At 53.0% G+C, this 20,445-nt stretch carries 21 protein-coding genes and 1 CRISPR repeat array; of the genes, 15 read left to right on the top strand and 6 right to left on the bottom strand.

Annotation, left to right across the window (positions count from 1 at the left end; all coding sequences use genetic code 11):
• Positions 1-47: 47 nt before the first annotated feature.
• The 7 genes from JF70_RS03850 (at position 48) to JF70_RS03820 (ending at position 5,059) form a co-directional block, all read left to right on the top strand.
• Positions 48-581, top strand: a complete 534-nt coding sequence (locus JF70_RS03850; RefSeq protein WP_045935354.1) for a ClbS/DfsB family four-helix bundle protein — start codon at positions 48-50, stop codon at positions 579-581.
• Positions 582-789: 208 nt separating this feature from the next.
• Entirely contained in the window at positions 790-1,386 is a 597-nt protein-coding gene (locus JF70_RS03845) for an RNA polymerase sigma factor (RefSeq protein WP_231578831.1), read from the top strand.
• Positions 1,387-1,400: 14 nt separating this feature from the next.
• Positions 1,401-2,246, top strand: a complete 846-nt coding sequence (locus JF70_RS03840) for a hypothetical protein (RefSeq protein WP_045935352.1) — start codon at positions 1,401-1,403, stop codon at positions 2,244-2,246.
• A gap of 239 nt (positions 2,247-2,485) precedes the next feature.
• Positions 2,486-2,971 (top strand): hypothetical protein, encoded by a 486-nt coding sequence (locus JF70_RS03835; protein ID WP_156149586.1) that lies wholly within the window; start codon positions 2,486-2,488, stop codon positions 2,969-2,971.
• Positions 2,968-3,726: a hypothetical protein gene (locus tag JF70_RS03830; protein ID WP_045935351.1), complete on the top strand. Its 759-nt coding sequence runs from the start codon at positions 2,968-2,970 to the stop codon at positions 3,724-3,726. The genes JF70_RS03835 and JF70_RS03830 overlap by 4 nt, the downstream gene beginning before the upstream one ends.
• A gap of 31 nt (positions 3,727-3,757) precedes the next feature.
• The gene (locus tag JF70_RS03825) at positions 3,758-4,618 is read left to right on the top strand and encodes an ABC transporter ATP-binding protein (protein WP_045935350.1); all 861 of its coding nucleotides are present in this window, start codon (positions 3,758-3,760) and stop codon (positions 4,616-4,618) included.
• A 15-nt stretch (positions 4,619-4,633) separates the two neighbouring features.
• Positions 4,634-5,059 (top strand): DUF2511 domain-containing protein, encoded by a 426-nt coding sequence (locus JF70_RS03820; RefSeq protein WP_231578829.1) that lies wholly within the window; start codon positions 4,634-4,636, stop codon positions 5,057-5,059.
• A 298-nt stretch (positions 5,060-5,357) separates the two neighbouring features.
• Here the strand turns inward: JF70_RS03820 and JF70_RS03815 are convergent, their stop codons facing one another.
• The gene (locus JF70_RS03815) at positions 5,358-5,885 is read right to left on the bottom strand and encodes a VOC family protein (RefSeq protein ID WP_045935348.1); all 528 of its coding nucleotides are present in this window, start codon (positions 5,883-5,885) and stop codon (positions 5,358-5,360) included.
• 84 nt (positions 5,886-5,969) lie between these two features.
• Complete coding sequence (locus JF70_RS03810; RefSeq protein ID WP_045935347.1) at positions 5,970-6,773, bottom strand: MerR family transcriptional regulator; 804 nt, start codon at positions 6,771-6,773, stop codon at positions 5,970-5,972.
• A 333-nt stretch (positions 6,774-7,106) separates the two neighbouring features.
• Here JF70_RS03810 and JF70_RS03805 point away from each other — a divergent pair, with 333 nt between their 5' ends.
• The 5 genes from JF70_RS03805 to JF70_RS03785 are packed head-to-tail and all read left to right on the top strand — an operon-like array spanning position 7,107 to position 11,800.
• Entirely contained in the window at positions 7,107-8,096 is a 990-nt protein-coding gene (locus JF70_RS03805; protein WP_045935346.1) for an ABC transporter ATP-binding protein, read from the top strand.
• Entirely contained in the window at positions 8,093-8,944 is an 852-nt protein-coding gene (locus tag JF70_RS03800; protein WP_045935345.1) for an ABC transporter permease, read from the top strand. The genes JF70_RS03805 and JF70_RS03800 overlap by 4 nt, the downstream gene beginning before the upstream one ends.
• A gap of 38 nt (positions 8,945-8,982) precedes the next feature.
• Entirely contained in the window at positions 8,983-9,741 is a 759-nt protein-coding gene (locus JF70_RS03795) for an ABC transporter permease (RefSeq protein ID WP_231578828.1), read from the top strand.
• A gap of 56 nt (positions 9,742-9,797) precedes the next feature.
• On the top strand, positions 9,798-11,129 hold the full coding sequence (locus JF70_RS03790) for a sensor histidine kinase (protein WP_197069097.1): 1,332 nt from the start codon (positions 9,798-9,800) through the stop codon (positions 11,127-11,129).
• The gene (locus tag JF70_RS03785; protein WP_045935343.1) at positions 11,126-11,800 is read left to right on the top strand and encodes a response regulator transcription factor; all 675 of its coding nucleotides are present in this window, start codon (positions 11,126-11,128) and stop codon (positions 11,798-11,800) included. Before JF70_RS03790 ends, JF70_RS03785 begins: the two co-directional genes overlap by 4 nt.
• A gap of 68 nt (positions 11,801-11,868) precedes the next feature.
• On the opposite strand, the gene JF70_RS03780 is transcribed toward JF70_RS03785, so the two are convergent.
• On the bottom strand, positions 11,869-12,885 hold the full coding sequence (locus JF70_RS03780; RefSeq protein ID WP_197069096.1) for an alpha/beta hydrolase family protein: 1,017 nt from the start codon (positions 12,883-12,885) through the stop codon (positions 11,869-11,871).
• A 369-nt stretch (positions 12,886-13,254) separates the two neighbouring features.
• Between JF70_RS03780 and JF70_RS03775 the strand changes: the two genes are divergently transcribed.
• Entirely contained in the window at positions 13,255-14,031 is a 777-nt protein-coding gene (locus JF70_RS03775; protein ID WP_420804933.1) for a recombinase family protein, read from the top strand.
• A 324-nt stretch (positions 14,032-14,355) separates the two neighbouring features.
• Positions 14,356-14,628: a CRISPR direct-repeat array (repeat unit 28 nt; unit sequence GGATCATCCCCGCGGATGCGGGGAACAC).
• 363 nt (positions 14,629-14,991) lie between these two features.
• Here JF70_RS03775 and JF70_RS03770 read toward each other — a convergent pair.
• The 3 genes from JF70_RS03770 to JF70_RS08500 all read right to left on the bottom strand — a co-directional run bounded on the left by JF70_RS03770 (position 14,992) and on the right by JF70_RS08500 (position 18,418).
• Positions 14,992-17,214: an ArnT family glycosyltransferase gene (locus tag JF70_RS03770; protein ID WP_052690727.1), complete on the bottom strand. Its 2,223-nt coding sequence runs from the start codon at positions 17,212-17,214 to the stop codon at positions 14,992-14,994.
• A gap of 201 nt (positions 17,215-17,415) precedes the next feature.
• Entirely contained in the window at positions 17,416-17,904 is a 489-nt protein-coding gene (locus tag JF70_RS08505; protein ID WP_052690726.1) for a glycosyltransferase family protein, read from the bottom strand.
• A 22-nt stretch (positions 17,905-17,926) separates the two neighbouring features.
• The gene (locus JF70_RS08500) at positions 17,927-18,418 is read right to left on the bottom strand and encodes a glycosyltransferase (protein ID WP_052690725.1); all 492 of its coding nucleotides are present in this window, start codon (positions 18,416-18,418) and stop codon (positions 17,927-17,929) included.
• A 1,182-nt stretch (positions 18,419-19,600) separates the two neighbouring features.
• Between JF70_RS08500 and JF70_RS03760 the strand changes: the two genes are divergently transcribed.
• Complete coding sequence (locus tag JF70_RS03760; protein WP_045935341.1) at positions 19,601-20,089, top strand: hypothetical protein; 489 nt, start codon at positions 19,601-19,603, stop codon at positions 20,087-20,089.
• On the top strand, positions 20,082-20,270 hold the full coding sequence (locus JF70_RS08705) for a helix-turn-helix transcriptional regulator (protein WP_045935340.1): 189 nt from the start codon (positions 20,082-20,084) through the stop codon (positions 20,268-20,270). Before JF70_RS03760 ends, JF70_RS08705 begins: the two co-directional genes overlap by 8 nt.
• Positions 20,271-20,445 lie beyond the last annotated feature (175 nt).

The raw sequence follows: 20,445 nt of genomic DNA, 5'->3' as shown, positions 1-20,445 counted from the left end.
ACTCGGCTGCTCATCAAATACAGCTAATATAGCAATGGAGGACCGTCATGGCGCGACCGACCACCAAGGAAGAATTCATCAAGGCGGCTGATGATGGCTTCGACAAAATCATGGCGCTGCTTGAGCCGCTGACACCTGAAGAACGCAATGGCCGCTTTTCCTTCGACCTGAGCAAGGAGAAGGGGGCCCATTGGGCACGCGACAGGAACATCAAGGACGTGCTCGTCCATCTCTACGAGTGGCATCAGCTGCTGTTGAACTGGGTGGAGGACAACCAGCAGGGCAGGACCCACGACTTTCTTCCTGACGGCTACAACTGGCGCAATTACGGCGAGATGAATGTGAAGCTGCGGGACAAGCATGATGACACCACCTACGATCAGGCCTTGAACCTGTTCATTGAATCCCATAAGAAGGTCATGGCTCTGGCGCAGTCGTTCACCAACGAACAGCTGTTCACCAAGGGCGCCCTCCCATGGACCGGAAACTCTACCTTGGGCTTTGCCTTCATCTCTTCGACCTCCAGCCACTACGACTGGGCCCTAAAGAAGATACGGAAGTACTTGAAAGGGCGTAAATAAGCGCTAGGACACCTACACCTGCTGAGAAGTTACTTGATGCGCAGACGTTAATGTTTTGTCTTGCGACGGGATTCACAGGATGGACGATCCAAAAAACAGCATCTCAGCAAATTCGTAATAGCAATGGAGCATAACCGCGATAACCGCTTGCATAACAGTATGCAGGACGATATCCAGGATGTAGACAATACAGAGAAGGACATCATCAGTGAAACGATCTCGCATTGATCCAGACACCGATGATATAAGGCTGATCAAGATGGTGGCCGCTGAGAATGAATCGGCCTTTGAAGCACTTTACCATAAGTATGCTCATACCGTCCAAGCCTTTATTTCCCTGCGAATATCCGACGATGAAGATGCCAGTGAAGTTTTCAATGACACTTGGCTGGGCTGCTGGCGTTCCTCAAAAACCTTCCGCGCAGACAGCAAGGTACTTACCTGGATACTCGGCATCGCCCGGCGGCAAATTTATATGAAACGTCGCAAGCCGAAACCACCTGACGAAATGGATCAGGTGGAACTTGACTCGATAACCGATGATCAGCTGGAGCCTGTAGAACTGGTCAATAAGGATCTGACGATGGAAATAATACGGCAAAGGATTGATGCACTTCCAGCAGAAATGGCATACACGGTGACGCTAGCCTGGCTCCACGAGTTACCCTACCCGGAAATAGCCTCCCTGCTCGACGTCCCGGTTGGGACTGTGAAATCTCGCATTGCCCGGGCAAGGCAGATCCTGCGCCCGCAGTTGACCGACCTCGCTCCTGTCAAAACCCATAAAGTGCCGAGCCAGAGATAATTGAAGAGGTGATTATGACAGACAAATATAAGAGCACAAGCCCAGACAGCACAGGCCCGGTCACCGAAGAGTACCGGGGTGAAGTTCAAGAGGCGCTTAGGGAAAAAGAGCAGAATGCCCAGCCGGCAGTTCCGGCTTTTACTAGCGTAATGAAGGCCATCCACCAGAAGCCGTCACTGGTAACGTATCAACCGATACCATTCATGCGTCAAGTACGTTCCTGTGGCCCGCTTGTTCTGGCACAATTACGCCTCATACCGCGATATATCTTACTGGTGGAAATCGCGATAGCAGCGTGCTCCGTTTTAATTAGCAACCTTATGCAAGGTGCACGGTATGGCAGTCTCGGTACGCATATCTTTTCAAATATGCTCATGCTCAACATGGCACTGACCATGATCCTGGTCTTTTCCATTAAAGATGATCGTGAATTAATGCTCAGTATGCCTTTGGGACCTCAAGTTGTAGTAGCTACTGGGCTATTGCTGGCCTTTATCTCCAATATTGTCGTCGGGGGAGCAGCCTTGTTGATTGTCACTGCGATTAACCCTGGAATACGGCCCCTGCCGGTTATTGCCCAAACGATAGCCCCCATGACACTCCTGGCGAATATCGTGGCCCTCTTATGCATATGGCAATGCTCTTGGATTGCACTGCTCCTAGGGGTACTTGCACCACTAATGAGAACTTTGCAGAACTTGAGGTCATCATTTTTCCTACCGGCATGGGTCAATTCGGTACCCACTACAACCGCAGCCTGGGCAGGGACCATCCTACTGACAGTGGGACTCCTATCTGCTGCTATCCTTACAGCCCCTCTTGCCTGGCATACTCAACTCGCCGGCGGTGATAAAAATTAATGAACCTTTTCATCTTCTCTCGCTACTAACTAAGCAGACAGGACGAGCAGCGAGCAATGTCTGGCGGCAGCCGAGGCCAAAACCAGATATGAGGAAGGTGGATGAGGTTGGCTTTCGTAGGTATACAGCTCAAGAGGCTTTATAGGCTGGTATTGCTGCCTTTCATACTGACCGCATGTATTCTTCTTGCGGGCCTCTTACTGGAAGGCAGTTGGTCACCGGGTCGCATACGACCAGTTATGATGGCTCTCACTCAGGTGCCAGTAATTGCTGCTGGCCTATCTACAGCTTTTGTGCTCAATGGTGACCCAATCGTTGAACTTACTGAGTCAACTCCAACTGGATGGCGGAAAGTTCAAGTGACCAGGCTGCTTATCATTACCGGAGCATTTCTTGCTGCCGCAGGCCTTCTCTTTATCGGCTTGCATTTGATGCGACTTTGGCCACGCGACCAGGGATGGGTGAGCATCATTACCCCGGTTGGCAGTATATTCATTGTCAACTGTCTGGTTTTCCTTATAGCCGTACTTACCATGTCCATGCCAACGTCATCGCTGGCTTCCATAGCTATTTGGCTGTTTTTATGCTTTATATGGGATCCATACATAACCGATCCGGTCCGGCAACGACTCGTCCCAATGATTATTGCGGCGGCAGGCGCAATCTTCGGATGGAAAATCTGCAGTGATGCAGAGCGCAATGTCGTAAAGGTGGCAGCCCTATGAGGATACTGAGTCTTGTACGCATCACGCTACTGATGTTTTATCGGCGCAAAGCCTTATGGATAGCCAGCATACCGCTGGCGCTCTTCGCCCTCTTTTTGGCCTATGCCTCTCCTATGTCACCTGGATTCAGCAACATACAGGGTCTTGTCTTTACCGGACAGGTTCTTGCTATGTTCACCCCGTTGGCATACGCAGCATCTTTCAGCGACCTTATGACTGCCGGCAGGCGAACAGGTATGGACGAACTTGAATCCACCTCCCCCTTGCCGATGGCAGTCATCCGCGCAGCTCATGTCCTGGGAGCCTGGGTTATCTGCATATCGTCTTCCCTGCTTTTCCTTGTATTGATCGCGGTCCACCAAGCCATCCACGGCAACGGTGAGGCAATACTGGTGGCCCTGGCAGTAGCACTTGTCATACTCTCACCATCAATGCTGATCGCTATGGGGATATCCGCCCTGCTGGGAGCCCTGTTGCCCACGATCGTAGCCCGAATTCTTGCCGTCCTGGCATGGGCTTGGCTGGCTTTCTATACCCCCCTCTTACCACTTCCAACACTCAATGGCGGCCCCTTGTCAGTCATTGGCGATCCCATTGCGCAGGGATGGTTCCACACCAATCCTATGTACGTACCAGTGAATGGCCCCTTTACCGCCCAATCAGGGGTCATATCCCTGCTCTGGCAGGTGTGCATCATCTACCTCCTTTTCACTGGTGCGAACATGGCCTCCAACCACATAAAAGTTCGGGTATGACTAACCACTGACTTTGAGAGGAATTACCCACATGTTTATCTCGATTGACCATCTGACCAAGGATTTTCGGGGGAGACCGGCCGCTTTAAACGATCTGACCGTTGATCTTCCACAGGGCATGATAGGACTCATAGGACCAAATGGTGCCGGCAAAACAACCCTCATGCGCATTCTCACCGGAATAATCAAACCGACTAAAGGCAAAGTTTTTATTGATGGGCAAGACCTCTCTTCGCCAGCCAATAGGCGAAATCTAAAACGGCACCTGGGTTATCTGCCACAGCACATCACCCCCTACGACAACCTGACGCCACTTGAATTCCTTGACTATATCGGCATCTTGAAAATGATTGACAACAAACACGTACGACAAGAGCAGGCGCATACCCTCCTGGAACAGGTGGGATTGGAAGACGTGATGAACCAACCCATCGGAGGGTTGTCCGGGGGTATGAGGCGCAGGGTCGGCATCGCACAGGCCCTTATGGGCGGCCCCCAGCTACTGGTAGTCGACGAACCCACAGCGGGGTTGGATCCCGAAGAGCGCATGCGGTTCCGCACACTCCTTGCCCAGCTGGGGCAGGATCGAACCGTCATCCTCTCCACCCACATACTCGATGACGTTGCACAAACCTGCCCTTGGGTGTGCGTGTTACGTTTCGGGCGCAAACAGTATGACGGGCCAACAGAGGGGCTGATCCATGAAGCTGCCGGTCACACCTGGGTCACGCCCCCCATCGCAGCCCCACCGGATAATGCCACAATCATCAACGCGGAACCTACCCCACAGGGGACAAGGTACCGCATAGTCACCGACACCCCGCCCGCAGGCTCTGTCGAAACCGCGCCCAACCTTGAGGACGGATATATGGCTTTGGCCAGCGAGCGCTAGAAACCGTCTCCAAGTATGAAAGAAGGTCGAATGATTATAAAGCGACTCAAGCAGAGCCTCAGAACCATTTTGCTTATATGCGCCACAATTATGCTGACCGTGGGGGTTGTCGGCTGCACCGATGGCATGAAGCACCCTGAGGAGTATTCCACTGATGAAAGCAATAAAGTCGCAGCCACCAGTAACCCGCAAACAATTTCGAAAGAAGATCTGGGTCACACCTGGCCTCTTAAAGTTGATGAGGGCACCGTGTCATGCAAGCTCAGCAAGCAGGGAGACCCCATCCTCCGCTTTACCACCTCAGATGGTGAACAGTACGCGCTGAACCAGGTACAAGACAATGAGAATCTCAAAAGCATTGAAATATTAAAATCAGATAAGAGTAAGTCAGTAGGAACTCTTATGAGTTTCGCCTTCTCGGTCTGTGACGTCCCAAAATAAACCAGTTTTACAGGGGTTTGCGGCTTGTCTTCTCCAGGTAGTCTACCTGATCTTACCGGGTCCAGAGCAACCTACCGGATCATGCATCTACATTCTGCTACCACTGTGCTCTTCAACTGGCTGGCAGCGCAGTTGGAATGCCTCTTCTTACCACCATGTTCTGCCGACCATCAAGAACGGAACCAACAACTATCTGCGAAAAGATGCAGACCTCATGTTTTGATCCACCGGCCGTTCGAGACATCTAATCGTTGCTCTTTCAATCAAATCACGAGTAGGGGAGGTACTTCATCTTTGTTCATTGACCGTGCGAGTTCAGATAAACTTGAGCCTTCTGTTTGTCGACAGCCAAAGCGGCTGTCAGAATAAGAATCAGGCCTTCCGGAGTGTGAATCCTAGCTTCAAGCGAATTCCACGGCTTACGTAATGGAGCTGAAGTGGAGCCAGGACGGAGGCGCTCGCATGCATCCACAATCTTGCTGATCTGCTTTTCCGTGACTGCTACGCTCAGGCTTCCTATGGACTCCATATCCGTATCAGGGTCGCCAGTATTGGAACCACTCTTACGAATCAGCACATCCTGAAAGGCCCAGCGCCTCAAGTGAATCATCATGCCCGGCATGGTGTATAAATTGATGAAGCCCAATCCCTGCGTCCAGAAAACCTCTGATTCATCTAGATCTTCGCTATACAGGCACATGAACATGGGCATGAGATAGATGCCCCTATAAGGCTCCGGCGGTTCCGCACCCTTCCCCGGCTCCGGCACGGGACTTATGCCTGCACCTGCATAAGCAGTAGCTTTGGGCTGGTCATGGTTGTCCATGGCTACCTCGTTCCTTAGTTGAAATGTTTTGAATTGGGTAGTCAAACAGAAAACGTGATACGTAGACGGAAGATACTGACTGCATCACTCCCATTTGACGGTTGCCAGATCTATCCCGTTTGCACGCGCTGCAGTTTCGATTGCAACCAGCATCCATTTCGCCAATCCAGGTTCCAGTTGTTCGTAATGGCGCCTGAAACGCGGGTCGGCCACATACATTCGCCCCAGAATGACATGCATGGACGGCGTTACGTGGAACCATGACAAAGCCTGCCGATGTTCGTCAATCAGTTCGAGAACCTCGTCCGAGGTGGGAGCCAGACCTTTGCGTTTGGCTTGTGCAAGCTCACTTTCCACGTCTTTAAGCCGGGTCATGTCCTTTTTCTGTTCTTGTTCGGAGCGGGAAGCTTTTCGCTCCGCATACTCAAGCCACTGCCTGCTAGCACCCCAGCGTTCGTATGCTTCCGAAAAGTACTGGTCCTCCTGATCGATCTTCGTAGGAGCTGAATCATTGCCTGAATTCCCCTGGGCAAGGGCTATAAGCCGGTCCAAACGATCCGCAGCTTTCCTAAGCAGCTGGATTTTCTCATCAATTTGCGAGCGCTGACCCCGCAACTCGTCCAAAGCAAGCGGTGTTTTGCAATCGAGCAATGCCTTGATTTGTCTGGCATTGAAGCCCATCTCCCTGTAGGTCACAATTCGCTCCAGCCGTGCGACGTCATCCTGCATATATTGCCGGTAATTCGACAGTCCACGAATGGGATAGATTAGTCCTTCCTCTTCCCAGTGGCGCAGCATTCTCCTACTGACCCCTGTAAGTTCAGACATCTGACCGATGCTCAAGCCGCTCTTGCTGCCTTCGCCACTGAATTCGCTCTCACGTGTCATGCCTTGACCCTAAACCCTGCCATCATGTCAAGGTCAAATCAATTGTTTCCTGAAGATGGGGTAAAGGGAGTGCATGCACACACCGGCCTTTAGCGTCCCAATACCCAATAACAGGTTCTTGAGGAGGTCGCTTTTGTTACTGCTTGTTTGCAAAGTAATCCCTTATCATGAAGATGACTAAATCCAGCGAGGCGTCTTTCCCATGGATGCAAATTAGCCTCGTCAGCAGCGACGTGTCCCCTGCAGGGGACAGTTTCTTTTCCCGCGTTGAAGGATTGCGCCCGTCGAACTTGCATAGGAATCAGTTGAATTCCGATTGGAAGGGGAGGCGCAATGGCATATACGGACGGAAACAACGACCCGCAACTGGCTGTGTCCACACAGGGGTTGGTCAAGGCCTATGGCGGATTCAAAGCCGTGGATGGACTGAATCTACGGGTGCCGGCAGGCGTGGTCTACGGACTGCTGGGACCAAACGGAGCCGGAAAATCGACCACCATGAAACTCCTCCTGGGATTGACAAAACCGACTGCTGGAAGCATATGGATGCTTGGACAGCAGGTCGGAAAGAAGAGCAGGATCCAGGCGGGCCGTGTGGGCTCCATGATTGAAGGACCCAGCTTCTATCCAGGCCTATCAGGTCTCGATAACTGCCGCATGGTAGCCGATTATCTGGGTCTACCAGTTTCGGCTGCCTCAGAAGTGCTCACCAAGGTTGGATTGCGGGGATACGAGAAGAGGAAGGCGGGCGCCTACTCTCTGGGGATGAAGCAGCGGCTGGGCATCGCCATGGCGCTGATCTCGCATCCGGAGCTCCTGCTCCTGGATGAGCCCACCAATGGCTTGGATGCCGAGGCAGTGGTCGAGGTGCGACGAATGATTATGGACTTGGCCGCCTCGGAGGGGGTCACTGTCATCATCAGCAGCCATATCCTGTCGGAGATTGAAAAGATGGCTCCGGTGGTTGGCATCATTGCCGATGGTCATCTGCTCTACCAGGGGACTTTGGAAAATCTTCGCGATGAGGGCCATATCGATCTACGGGTGTCCGACCCTGGGCTCGTGTCAGAGCTGCTCGAAGCTCAAGGCATTCACCACGAATATATCCGGAAGAGCGCAACCCTGCGCATTCCCGAGATACCAGATCCGCAAATCGGGACGCTGGTGACTCGGATGGTATCGCATGGTCTGCAGGTATACCGTGTCGCTTCCGAACGCAAGAGCTTGGAAGAGGCCTTCCTCGAACTCGTGGAAAACCCGCAGAACCATGTAGCGCAGGGTCCTGTGAAGCCGTTCGGTCATAAACAGAGGAGCGCACGATGAGCTCTGTCGAATCAATCTCCATGCGGTCCGAAGAATTTCGATTGGGAAAACCGCCACGCCCATCCCATCCAGGAGGGCTACCTGTTCTGCTTTCCATGGAGCTTCGTAAGTTGAAAGGCTCCTCATTCTGGTGGATGGCCTTGGGCATGATTGCCCTGGTTTCGTCATGGTCAGGCTTGGCATTCATGAAACGAGCTGAATCTTCGAACCCCACCACTCGTACCGTAGCCCTTGCACAAGGTGAGATCTTCCAGACCGTAGGCCTGCTGGCACCTATCCTCGCGGCCCTGCTGACCAGCCGGCTTGCCGTCATGGAGAGCAGCGAGCGCATGGATCTCAAATGGCTCTCCTTGGGCCAGAGCCCGATAGGGATGTTTCTTGCCAAGCTCGTAGTTGCGGGGTGCGCGCTTACACTTTGCTTCGTAATTCCTCTGACTTGGATACCGTTGACGGCTTCAGCACAAGGGTTTCATCTCGAGGGCAGTCTGGCCGAATACATACTCCTTCCGGCTCTGATTGCCTGCTTTTCATCCATGGCTGTTACGGCTATACAACTCGCCCTCTCCCTGACTATCGAAAGGCAGGCCATAGGCCTGGGTCTGGGTGTGATAGCCGGTCTGATCGGGACTGGGCTGGGCCCGATGAGTATGCCGGGTCTGGGCTGGTTCTTCCCAGCCGGGATCAGTTCCGCGACCAGCCCGTTCCTGTTTTCAGCCAGCTCTGATGGTTTTGCCAGAATGACTTTGGCCGCCAATCCCTGGCCAAAGGTCCTGACCAGCCTTCTGGCCTGCATTATCTGGTCCGGAATATCAGCATTCATCGTCAAGGTCAAGGAGTCAGACCGATGAACAGACAGTACTCGACAAACACCATAACCATTAGCCCGATGAATCGCCCTAGGCCATCGATCACTGCCGCCTTCAGATGGGAGATCCGCAAGGCCGGCAATACTTGGTACTGGCTGGCCACAGTGCTCTTCGACGCCATAGGAATATTCAACGGTTGGGACCAGTACCAGAGCTACAGACCGGACTTCCAGGCTCAAGGAGTGACCTGGGCTGCGGTCTGGGGGCAGGCGATCCTTCTGCCAAGTATGGTCTTCATACCAGTCCTGGTTGCAGCCTTTGCAGCCCAGGTTGAAGCCAACGAGCACAAGGGACGCAACTGGCAGCGCCTTAATGCCTCCGGCATGGTCGGGACCGCCATAGTCGGGAAAATGCTGCACGGACTGCTGGCATCCCTCCTTACCGTCGCCATCTTCGAATCCGAATTCATACTCGTGGGTGTTCTGGTAGGAGGCTTCGACCCAGCGGAACTCGGTCCCTATCTTATGCGTGGCGTACCGATGACGTTGGCAGTGTGGGCCATTATGACTCTGACCCAAGCCATAGCTGCCAGAGCCGAATCCTTTGCCTCAACCATGAGCATCATGTTTCTGCTCACCCTTGCAGGCTGTGTGCTGTCGGTTGCCGCACCTGCCTTGGCACTGCCTTATCCGCTGGCCCTGATCACCACTGCATCCGCAGCCCGTGACATGGGCAATATCGCGTCTACGGCCTCTATGGCGGCTTTGTGCATGACGGCAATCCTCTGGGTGCTGATCAGCCTCCTTATATTCCGGCACGAGGCCCGCAGAGCAGTCTAATTTTGATGCAGAGTCAATGGAGAGAGGATGCAGCACTCGTAAGGTCGCATATCTCAGTGTCTGACAGCATAATGGAATACCGGCAGTTATCAGGAAGAGGCTCACCGATGAGAGCAGGCAAGAAAACTCAAGGCTGGATTCAGTTGTGGACCCGGCCATATACGGCTTTCGTGGCAGTCTTTCTCTGCGCCATCTACGAGACGATGATGCTGACCAGGCTGATTCTCGCCCCGGGCAGTGCCAATCGAACCCTTTACCAGGTTTTGAAGTCTGACAGCTGGGGCTTGCCCCTGTTCGTGGTCATTATTTTTGTCGCACTTGTCACCCTATGCCTGCGCCGCCTATATCCTATGGCGACCCTACTGGTTTTCAGTGGCCTGCTTGCCCTGACTGCCGCAATCTATGGCTCGGGATGCACCTACCTGATCATTCCCTGGCTCGTCAACCTCTACGCCTGCGCTGTAGAAGCCAAAAGCATGGCATCATTGGCAGCTGGACTGTGTAGTTCCACCATTCTGGGTCTGCTCAGCATTGCACTCTCTGCCAACTGGCATCATGATGTCCACTTCACTGACCTTCTATATCCGACTGGTCTGGCATTCGCCCTGTGTCTGACAGCCGCCTTTTTCTCACGCTCAGCAAGGCAGTCACGCATGTCGGAGCAGGCGCTGGAGGAGGAGCGCTTGCATGCCCAGACCCTGGCCCGCGAGCGGGACCAAGCCATGTATCAGTCCAAGGTCGCCGCCGATTTGCACGACAGTCTGGGTCACGACTTGACCGCCATCATCGCCCTATCCGAGGGGATGGATCATGCCAGCGGTAAGCCGGAAATTGATGAGGCCATCTCGATGATCAACGACCTGGCACGACAGGGATTGGACGATACCCGAACAGCTGTAAAAACCCTGCAATCAAAAGCAGGACCTGAAAACGACCCAGCGCAGTCCGTAGGGGAGGGGCATGGCTGGAATGACATCAAACCAATCCTCGACCACGTCCGTCATGCCGGCATCAGCACTGCCCTGACAGAGACAGGCCGTCGACCACAAGATCCCAGGCAGGCCAATCTTGCTTTCACTGTGACCAGGGAGGCGATCACCAACGCTCTCCGCCACGGACAAGGAGTCGATCGTATTGTGGTTTCCTGGGATCACGACAGCCAGGGCGGCACAAACATTACCGTTCGTGATGATGGCCAGCTCTTGAACAATGATGCTAACGATGGCGGTGACAACGGTACAGGCCTTGCCAGGTTAAGAGCCGAAGTGCGAGCTCATGGCGGCAGCTTCCATTCGGGTCCTGGTCCTGACGGTTGGACCTTGCAGGCTCGCATACCCCCACTAGCTGCAACGGCAGCTGACAACACGGGTAAGGAGGAAAGTGCATGATCCTTGTCATGATCGTCGACGACCAGCGCCCGACCCGCATGGGACTGGCACTCATGGTCGCCAAGGATCCAACCTTGCATGTCGTAGCACAGGCGGCCAACGGCCAAGAAGCTTTGGGAAAACTGGCAACAGCCGCCGGAAATCAGCAACCCCTGCCCGATGTGATTCTGATGGATGTGCGAATGCCGGTCATGGACGGGCTGGATGCCACCAGCCGTATCAAAAAGCTCCACCCTGAAATGAGCATTCTTATTCTGACCACCTACGACGAGGACGACTATGCCTTCACAGCCTTAGGGGCAGGCGCCTCCGGCTTCTTGCTCAAGGATGTCAAGACAGCCGATCTGAATAGAGCCATCCATGCGGTGCATGCAGGCGATGCCATTCTTACGCCGCGCATCACGGCCGAAGTAATCAGGAAAGGAGTTCCAAGGCCAAAAGCCAATGATGAATCTGAGGCTCGCCTTAAATTCGCCCAGCTGGGCAAACGCGAGCTTGAGGTCGCTTCGCTGGTCAGCCAAGGCCTGACGAATGCGGAGATTGCCGAGCGCCTCCAGCTGCAGCCTGACTCGGTCAAAAAGACCGTCAGCCGCATACTGGCAAAACTCAAAGTCAGGGACCGGATCAACATCGCCGTCCTTTGGTATCAGGCCAACATTGCAAACCACTGAATAGCACTGAATGCAAGCGGGCTTATCCGTAGATGGAAGAGGGCTGCATCCGGCTGTATCTTTACGGCTTAATCCATATATTGGCGATAGAAGTCCGCCATTTGGTTCATCAACGGCACATCCAGCTCGAAGCCCCTCGACTTGTCGAAATGCTTGGCCGAATATGCGTTATAGCTTTCGTTAGAAGGCTTTTGACCCAGTCGTCTCATGTGTTCCTTGTATTCCTGGTCGAATTGCTTGCGGTATTGTACTGAGTCCTGGGAATAGTAGACATAGGCGTGCCCGCGATCCTGGTATTCACGAAAACGGAATCGTGGGTTGGACTGAAATGTCTCATGGAAGAGGTCATAACTATATCTGACCGGTACCACCTGATCGTCACGGCTCTGAGTGATGAAAATTCCCGCCTTGGATTTCTTCAAGCCATCCAAAGCGGTATAGCCCGCAAACTTCCCGAACTTTACATGCTCATATAAGCCCAGGCAGGGCAGGATAAGCGAGACGGCAGGGCCAGCGATTTTTCTGCCGGGCTGACGCATCATATCGATCGAACGATTGAATCCAGAAACCATGACTGCAGCCTTGACCTCTGAGTGAAGGTTGAGAACAGCGCCGACCGCATAGCCTCCCCAGCTCTGCCCGAACAGGAAAAGAGGAAGGCCCTTATATGATTGCTCACCCTCCACGAAACGAAGAGCTTGGTCAAGATCCTCGACCCCTTGAGGAAGGCCCCTGACGGACTTGCCGGCGCTTTCATCATTGCCGGTCGCGTCATAGGCGAAGACCAGGAAGCCCTGGGAGGTGAAATAGTTAGCAACATCCATGTAGGTATTCTGTCCGCCGCCGCCGAAACCATGAGCAATGACCACCAGGCCCTCAGCCTTGTCCTCTCGCTGGTTCGGATTATTTCTTGAATACTGATATCCCGCCAGTTCCTTACCGTCCTTGGACCGGAAGACGCACCGCTTCATGCGCAAGCCGGGAAAGTCTGCGAGCGCATAACGCATCCATCCAGGAGTGTTATACCGTTTTCCGAAGGTGTCCTCATAGACCAAAATGGAAGCCCCAGGCAGAATGATTGCCATGACAAGAACAAGTACTATTGCCAGGGCAAGAAGGACCCGCCTCCAATTGCGTTTGGGCTTTGTCCCGCCCGGATTTTCGGACATTTCACTCCCTGATCGGCACCCCATTGTCTGTTTGTATAACTATAAACTTTACAGCTATGAAGCCAGGCCAACTAATCGGTATCGCAATGCTGTAATCGGCTGTTTGTAAGTATTTGTCCTCCTATTCATGTGACAGAGGTAGTCAGAATCTTATTAGCCGATGATCGTTTGAGAATGGTTCGTTTTTGGCACAATTAGTGAGGTGCAGGTTCCAGAGAGGTGTTTCATCTGTTTAAGTGTTTCAAAACTCGTCTAAAAATCAATGTAATATTTAATTGATGAAGGATGAGTTTTGAAACACTTGCGGATAGAGGCCACAGAGAACTCGTGCGGGGGAGGGTCGTGCTCATGCTGATTGGATATGCCCGGGTCAGCACATTGGACCAGAATGAGGACCTGCAGGTCGATGCTTTGAAATCTGCAGGGTGTGAGCGATGGTATGTGGATCACGCTTCAGGTGCGAAGGCCAGCAGGCCGGAGCTCGATCGGATGGTTGAGGTCCTTCGGGAGGGTGATGTGCTGGTGGTGTGGAAGCTTGACCGTCTGGGGCGCAGTGTCCAGGTTGATGTCATGAACCGACTGCAGGACATGGGGGTCGGCTTCAAGTCGCTGACAGAGCAGATGGACACCACAACACCTGGCGGCGTCTTGGTGTTCAATGTGTTTGCGGCCATGGCTCAGTTCGAGAGAGACCTGATACGTGAACGGACAAATGCTGGTCTGAAGGCTGCCCGGTCGAGAGGTAGGGTTGGTGGCCGGCGCCACAAACTCAGCAAGAGCGATGAGGCCATGGTCCGACAGCTCTACGCGTCCAAAAGCGTCACTGTCAACGAGATCGCACAGCGGTTTAGGATATCCAGAGGAACTGTATATGGAGTGCTTTGGCCACGAATTAGAGCACATAAGGAAAAGCGAACAGGGCGAACTATAAAACATGTGGCAGTTCGCCCAACTCACATATTTCAGCATCTTCAAATGACGCTAGTCTTTATCGTGTTTCCCTCGGCGTTCTATTGCCATAAAGATAATCATCGCCACCCAAGCCACTGGATAAGTGCATAAAGCCCAGAACTGTGAATCAGTAACAAACGATATAATATGGGCAAGGACTAACGCTAGTCCGAAAAAGCTGACAGCAATATCTATTGGTTTATTGGACATCAGAAAAGGCATCCAGCAACTGCATCGCCAACACGAACCCAGCCATTCGCGTCAGAAAATAGCTTTTGTTTCAAAGATATATGTGTCATGGCGGTTCCTTTGCCGTCGCAACAAAATGCACGATTTGTGCATAAGAGAATTATGATAGAGAATTGTCACTTTGGCAATATCTGTCCATATATTGGATATGTACTACACCTTCGGAAGACGATCATTCCAGAAGGCGGATCATCCCCGCGGATGCGGGGAACACTTGTACAGCAGTTCATTCCTACCATATTTGAAAGGGATCATCCCCGCGGATGCGGGGAACACCACGACCATGGTTTTTTGGAGCCAGGCGATGAGGGATCATCCCCGCGGATGCGGGGAACACAAGCCAGCCAAGCCCCGAAAGAAGAGCTATCACGGATCATCCCCGCGGATGCGGGGAACACTACCTGGGACGGCCCCGAGACCTTCGACCGGGAGGATCATCCCCGCGGATGCGGGGAACACACTTAGAAATCCTTCCATTTGTAAGTATTATCTACTACCGTGCAATGCAAACCAATGCAACGCAGACCAGCGTAATGAAATCAATAACGCTATTGAGTTTGACCTGAAGTGCCTTGGTCTGCAATAACTAGTCTTGCTCTAATCGGACACAAATACCATCCTGTATTGATCAATAAGAAATGAGCGGGCTGGGATAGTTCCAATCCACTCACTGCTTAGCTCTTAACTGCTTTGCACTTTTTCAACGCGCAAACGAGGAAACTACTCGCAACCGACAGATTAGAAGTCAGTAGCTCGTCTCGTCTTTATCCTGTAACCGCAAACGGAGGGAGTGGCTTTTGGATAGTTCGGCCCTCTTTGCGCTCAGCTGGCCTGCTGCTGGCTCAGATCATACACAGTGACGCCGTCAACCGTGGTTGCGGTATAGTGCTTGGCCACCCACTGTGAGATTTGCGTGGCAGTGCCGGAACCTCCCATCTGATGGCCACCCATCTCACCAGCTATGTAGTAATGAATCTGCTTATCCTTCACGTACTGCTTGAACTGTTCCAAGCTGGGGTAGGGGTCGGAACCATTGAACCCGCCAATGGCCATGACCGGCTTTTGAGAAGCCAGCTGATAGCCCGCCGCCTGCTGGGATCCTGTTGTGGCCGCGGCCCAGCGATAGGAGTCGGATGACTTTTCCAGCATGACGACGACCTTGGAACTGGACCGGCCTCCACCAAGCAGACTTCCTCCCTTCATCCTTCCTCCTTCTGGTCCATCATGGAATCCAGATTTGCCCCTGCGCTGTGATGGCACGGAAGGCACACCCGAAGTGCTGGATTCCCCTTGTGACCCCGAGAAATCCTTGCCCATGGGACCTGGTCCTTGAGAACCCATGCTAGGAGCCTGTTGACTATTCGAACTGCCGCCAGGCATCTGGCCCTGCTTGCTCGACTGACCCTGCTGATTCATTGGGTCTTGGCCCATTTGATATGAGCCCATGGGCCCGCCGTCACCACCAGGTATGCCTTGCTGCATATTGCCAGGTGCCATGCCGCCTGCCTCACCACCGCCATGCTGGCCACCGCCAGGCCGACCGCCACCAGGAGCACCCCCGTGCATGCCACCGGGGCCGCCACCCATGCTCTCAGAACTCAGGCTAGGTCCAGCCAGGACGATCGATCCCATGTGTCCTTGGGATACGGTGTACAGCGTCCATGCAGCAGGGCCAGCCATAAGCCCTATGACCGAGAGAATGAGGGCAGCAAGAGCGAGTCGTCGTATTCGCAACAGCCCAGCCAGAGCAAAGCCGAGAGCGCCCATGAGACCGATTATGAGAATGGCCCACTTCAGCCAGGGAAGCCACTGGGACCGACCTGCCAGGCTGAAATCCCAGAAGGCCGTGAAAACGATAAGAATCGGCGTAACGATCCTGGCCCAGAGCTTGTCCCGGGCGATCCACAGACTGAATGCGCCGATAGCCACCAAGGCAGCCAGGGCTGGAGCCAGTGCCACAGTGTAATACTGGTGGAAAATGCCGGCCATAAAGCTGAAAACGAGCCAGGTAACGATCAACCAACCTCCGAAAGCAATGACGCTGGCCCTGCGCACATCAGTACGGGCAGCTCTGCCGATAACCAGCAAGCTGATGACAATGCCCGCGAAAGCCAAAGGAGCCAGCCAGGAAATCTGCGTACCGAACTCGCCGCTGAACAGACGATTGAGACCAGTCTGGCCCCACATGCCACCACCACGACCGCCGCCAGCCGGCATGCCGCCTCCCTCATGGCCGTGGCCGGGTATGACGGATCCTTCTTCGCTGCCGGTCAAGCGTCCAAAACCGTTGTAGCCAAAAGTGAGCTCAAGGAAGGAGTTTCGCTGGGATCCCCCCATATAAGGTCTGTCGCTGGCTGGCACGATGACCGTCAGCAGCACCCACCAGCCAGCGGTGACGATTATGGAACCAATGGCAGCGAGTGAATCCAGGATGCGACGAACCATGCCTGTCGGCGAGGCCAGAAGAAAAGGCAGGGCAAAACCAGGAAGTACGAGCAGCACCTGTAGTTGCTTGGCAAGGAAGCCGAATCCGATCAGAGCACCGGCCAGGACCATCCACCAGGTCCGCTTTCGATTGCCAGAAGGATGGTTGGCATACTCCAGGAATCTGAGGAGCGCATGAGTGGCGCCAGTCATCAATAGCACCAGCAAGGCATCGGGGTTGTTGAAGCGGAACATGAGCGCGGCTACCGGAGTAAGCATGAAGATGAAACCGGTGACGATGCCCGCCCAGTTTCCCCAGTAACGACGCACGGTGGCATAGAGCAGGTAGGTGGTCGCAACCCCTATCAGCGCTTCCGGCAGGAGGATGGCAAAGGAATTCAGACCAAGGATGCGCACGGAAAGCGCCATCAGCCAAAGGGCTGCCGGCGACTTGTCCACGGTGATGGCGTTCCCCGAGTCCAGGGACCCCCAGAGAAAGGCCTTCCAGCTGACCGAGCCTGCCTGGGCCGCAGCCGAATAAAACTCGTTGGCATATCCGGAGGCCGTAAGGTTGATGAAGAATATTGCACAGGCCGCAAGCAGCATGGCTCCCAGTGCCATCCAGTCTTCACAAGTCCGTCGGGGCAGAATATACGCGCGGGAGGTGTGCTCCTCAGCGACTGTGTCTACGCTTGTTGATCGTGGCGGATTGAAAGTCTGTGAATGCGGGGAGAAGCCATAGCTGCTGTTAGAAGCCAATGAAGCGTTCATGATAGGTGAAGTTTGCTCTTTATGTATGAGATTTCGTTTGCTGCCAGCCGCTCAACAAGCGGCAGTCTCTTCGCCTGGATTCCGCATAGGTGAATGCGAATCCTCCTCTTTTGCAGGCAAGAGAGATCCGCGCAGCTCATGCTGACGTATCTGATCCCGGACAGCAGGGGAGTCCAGGTCGACGCGAAGCCCCTCGACCGCTCGGGCATCCATACCCTCCCTGACCCGGTGCATGCCTTCCAGATCCTTCTTTACCGTGTCTGGAATGTCGACCGTCGAGCCGGCATCCTCCACCCAGCGAACAGGAAGCTCCAGCATGGTCATCCCGGCCTGCTGGGCTCGCACAAGCAGCTCGGTATCGAAGAACCACTCGTTATCTTTCACTTGCGGCAGCAGAGCATGTGCGGCTTGGGCAGTTATGGCCTTGAAACCGCACTGGGCATCATGAAAGGAGACGGCCAGATATGAGCGGAGCATAAGGTTGTAGGTGCGCGAAATGAATTCACGTTTGGGGGAGCGGGTGACCTGAGATTGCGGCATAAGACGCGAGCCGAAGGCGATGTCAGCCCCGCCCTGGAGCAGGGGGGAGAATAAGGCTGCCCGTAGAGCCGATGTCGGTGGATAGATCCACGTCCATATATGCGACGACTGCCGCCCTGGAGCTGAGCCAGGCCTGTTTCAGGGCGTACCCGCGGCCCTTTCTGGTGAGGTGCAAGGCGCATACCTGATTGGGACACCAGTCACACAGGGACTTGGCGATCTGCCAACTGGCATCGGTGCTGGCGTTGTCCGCAATCACGACATTCCAGCTAAAGGGTGTCAGATCTCTGGCGTGACGATCCAGAAAGCTGCATAAGGTGGATACGGAGTCAGCCAACTGGGTCTCCTCGTTGTATACGGGAATGACAATATCGGCATCGACCGGCGCTGGATCGCCATGGTAGATAGGCGAATCATCTTCACTTGGTGGGATTTGCCTGTTGCCAGAAGAGCGCCTGTCGGGCACATAGGATTGTTTACTGATGTTTCTTTCGAGAATATTCGTTGTATTCATGACTCATAGTAAACAACGGCTTCTTGGGATATTCCTCGAACTTGCCTTTATAAACTGATTGGACTCCTTAAAAAGAATCATGAGAATTTCTCAATGCTTGCTGACATTGCTGCACCAAATAGCAACAGTCAATATCGTTTGTCGAGACCAATCAGCATAGTCTTGCTTGGCTTGTTGCAGGGATCGAACCAAGACCAATCTCTGTATTGTATTTAGGCAGAGACCATGATCATGTACATTCAAGCTGCATCTATAACATAAAGAATAATGAAGCAATGATAATATGAACAATACATCCCACAGTTAAGCATTCTTGGATTTGCCTGTTTAGTACGCCTAGATCAAGTCCTGCAGAAACCACAAACAGCGATATGGTTTGTCGATTGTCCCAAGCGTGCCTCAAAGGCAACTGGGTTCAAACGCAATCAGGCTTCCTCTGCTGATACAAAAGCCGACAGGTGTCCTCCTCAATGGGCACTCAAGTTCAGAGAAAACATACAAGACGAATTACAAGCAACAGAGGCATACCAAACAACAAGATGAGCAGGCTGTCATACCAATAATCACCTGTATCATTACCATGACAAAACCGCAAGTTTGGCAATACTCGGTCTAATAATTACAGTCAGCTATCTGCACAGCAAAGGTAGGATAAACACAATGGCACAATAGGTTATGGTTCCGCAAATTAAACTAATTATTTTATGAGGACTTGTTACAAAGTCCTTCCAGGATTTTCCTATGGCCTTGGAAATAGCTGCTATCAGTAACAGGCAAAACCCTGTGTAACCGGTATGGACAAAAATTTTCTCATCCTACTGAGACCACAAGATCTTCCGTGCGCCGGATCTTGATTAAAGCAAACATATCAGTCTTCTTCGGTTGATGCGTGAGCCCATTACTGTTTTCACAATAACAGGGACAAAAGCTTCTAAGATTCGTTTTGGCAGAAAGATCTTTCGCCGACATCTGCGAATGGCTTTCTTCCAACAGCCTGGTTTCATAGCGACCGTAAGACCGAAAATAACCTCGAGTCCCACTTCCAATGTCGCAGTAAAGACGTTAGGTAAACCACATAAAGAATAAGATGTCAAATTGGCTTGACGTAAAGTTTACTTTACTTTATTCTGATGCTCATACAGGTCGCCCGATTCTGAATTGAGTTCCACAAAGGAGAAGCCCATGAAGGGCAAGAAGAGCAATGACGCAACTGTCGATGTGCAACCCAGATTGTTTGGCACTGTTCGTTTCGGCTCCCGTTCGATGCCAGCGCTCACAACCGCTTTGATTCCAGGCCTAGCAAGCAGCATAGTTCTGGGAATCCTTCTGGCTGACTTCATGCCACAGTCCGTGCCATGGATGATCAAGGCTCTAATAGCGGCCGTAGTACTTTGTCCCATATCCGTGAGCCTTTGGTGGGTAATTTTGGTAGATCCCGATACCTTGCCTAGATCAAATCTGCATGCAGAAGAGAAAATAGAGAGCCACTGGTACGGAAGGGCCGAGCAACTTTCATACCGTATTTTCATCGGGTTGGTGTCGGCCGGTTGCCTGCTGGCCAGTTTGATGGGAGCCGATCAGTGGGCCCTCGTGCTGGTATGCGTTCTGATAGCGATGCTCCTGATTCTTGCCCTTTCGTATGCATTTGTGAGGTTCGCCCATCATGAATAACCGCCTGGCAAAGATGCGAAAGGAGCGTGGCTGGTCTCAGGAGCAACTATCAAAAAAGCTGGGAGTAAGTCGTCAAACAGTAATTTCGATCGAAAAAGGCCATTTCGATCCCTCGCTCCCATTGGCCTTCCGCCTGGCCGACGTCTTCGATTCAACCATCGAGGATATATTTCGGCCTTGAACCTCACTTTTTCTCGTAAAACTCGAATCAACAAAGGAACTGTGGGCCGGATCTATCTTTCTCAGCCAGAGTAAGAGGATTGGCTTTAAATAGTTGTCTCTAGCTTATAGCTAGTCAAAAAACGATAGCAAGGGCGGCTTAAGGTCCAGGCACATATACAGGCTGAGAGAATGAT

This window comes from Bifidobacterium mellis (genome assembly GCF_000967265.1).
Classification (GTDB): domain Bacteria; phylum Actinomycetota; class Actinomycetes; order Actinomycetales; family Bifidobacteriaceae; genus Bombiscardovia; species Bombiscardovia mellis.
Note: the sequence above shows the minus strand (reverse complement) of the source record. Positions and strands in the feature narration are given on the sequence as shown.